Below are 1933 nucleotides of genomic sequence, written 5' to 3'. Positions count from 1 at the left end.
TTCACAAAAACTCAATCACAAACCGACTGCACAATTACTTCATGGAGGTCAAAAAAAGCAATACCTCCAAAAAGAAACGCACAAAGTTTGAAATCCTGAAAGTTTGTGCTGTAAAAAGCCTTTCAAGCTTTGAGCCAGAATGGCCAGAAAAAACTTCAGCAGACTATTGGAGGGAAAAGTTTAGTGACACGCCTTACCGCTCCTTCATGCGTGAATATATGCACGTACATGTGCAGGATGGTGCTGTATTTAAGCATGAGGATATTTTGTACTGTGACCCTTTGCCATACAAAAAATATGATGCGCTCTGTCTGTATGGTGACTTATCTTACAAAGCTAACGCTGACTACAAGGCTCTGGTATTATGTGGAAAAACTGGCAAAGAATTTCATGTTTTGCATTCATACGTAAGGCAAAAATCACGAGCTGATGCGGCAAAATGGTTATATGATCTCTATGAAGCCAAAAAGCTATCTCTATACAATATTCGATATTTGATAGAAGGGCTTTTTGCAATGGATGAGTTTGTCAATGACTTTGACAGCGAAGGAGAACTTCGAGGTTATATTATCCCTGTCAAAGCTGATAAGAAATCAAAAGCTGACAAATACGACCGTATCGAAAGTATGGCTGGTTTTTTTGAAAAACACCTTGTTAAGTTTTCCAATAAAGATAAAGGCTCTGACCAAACTACAATGATTGACCAGCTTCTTGCCTTTGAAAAAGGTAGTCAGGCTCATGATGATGCACCTGATGCGCTACAGTCAAACTTTGCTTATCTCAATAAAAAAACGCATCAAAACAAATCTGAGTACTATGTAAGTACTCGTACTAATCAGCGATACTAATGTTTGTTTCTAAAGAAGAATTTCAGACTCACTTGTACGAGGAAGCACAAGTAGTCATTAGTCGTAATGATGATGCTAAGGTAGACACTGCATTACGCACAGCTCAACGGATAGTTGCTAGGCACCTATCTGCTTATGATACCAATGCAATCTTTGGCGCTTCAGGCGAGGACAAAGAGAAATACGAAGAATTGATTTTGTATGTAAAAGACATTGCAAAATGGAATTTCATTTCTGTATGCAATGTCCAAGCTGACCTTGAATTGGCAAAACAGCGCTATGATGATGCCATTGCTAACCTCAAAAGTATTCAAAAAACTTCCATTATTCCAGACTGGCCACTGGCTCAAGATAACTCTGACCCTCAGCCTTGGATTTCTGGCTCACAACCAAAGCAAAACTTCTTTCACTGATATGAACTTATTTCAAAGCGCAAAAAACCTTTTTGGTTTTGGTAAATCAGTAGATTTAGCAGCACAAACAACCAAAAAGAAAAAATCATTAGAATGGGAAAACCGCCCAACTCCTCCTTATGTGGTGGACGTAAACAAATGGAAAAGAGCTGAAACTTTAGCCCTTAATACAACTAATCCAAGATACCATGAATTGATTATGGTTTTGGATAAAACGATGAACGATGCTTTTATCAGTTCTCAAATTGAGAATAGATTCAATCAATCATTATCAGCCTCTTTTGTACTAAAAGATGCCTCTGGCAATGTAGATGAAGAGCAAACAAACTTGCTTAAAAATCATCAACTATTCCAATTCCTTAGCCAAAAAGGGCTTGAGTCATTATTGTACCCAAATTCATTAGTACAATTAAACTATACTGATAATGGCTTAGAAGGGTCTTTAGTACCTCGTACTAATATCAATCCTGTATCTGGCATTTTCTATTCAAACTATTATGATGATAAAGGGCTATCCTACCGAGAACAACCCGAGTATGGAACTTGGTGGCTCGAATACAAAGGCAATGGACTCGGATTGCTCAACAAAGCTGTACCACATGAAATCATGAAAAGATTTGGGCAAAGCTGTTGGGCAGAACATACAGAAGGCTTTTCAATTCCTCCTTTAGT

Annotated in this window: 3 protein-coding genes; all 3 read left to right on the top strand. The window is 38.0% G+C overall.

The features are described from left to right. On the top strand, positions 1–848 hold an 848-nt coding region (gene terL / locus ACOVQ4_RS13120; RefSeq protein WP_421821087.1), incomplete at its 5' end, for a phage terminase large subunit. Further along, on the top strand, positions 848–1261 hold the full coding sequence (locus ACOVQ4_RS13115) for a hypothetical protein (RefSeq protein WP_421821086.1): 414 nt from the start codon (positions 848–850) through the stop codon (positions 1259–1261). The genes terL and ACOVQ4_RS13115, both read left to right, overlap by 1 nt. Before the next feature lies 1 nt (position 1262). Beyond that, positions 1263–1933, top strand: a 671-nt coding sequence (locus tag ACOVQ4_RS13110) for a phage portal protein family protein (protein WP_421821085.1), incomplete at its 3' end; no start/stop codon positions are given.

This window comes from Flectobacillus sp. (assembly GCF_049240685.1).
Classification (GTDB): Bacteria; Bacteroidota; Bacteroidia; order Cytophagales; family Spirosomataceae; genus Flectobacillus.
The sequence above is the reverse complement of the archived record's forward strand: the minus strand, read 5'-3'. Positions and strand labels throughout refer to the sequence as shown.

Coding starts and splice junctions, on each gene's coding strand:
- ACOVQ4_RS13115 (WP_421821086.1), top strand. CDS start 848: ATGTTTGTTTCTAAAGAAGAATTTCAGACTCACTTGTACGAGGAAGCA.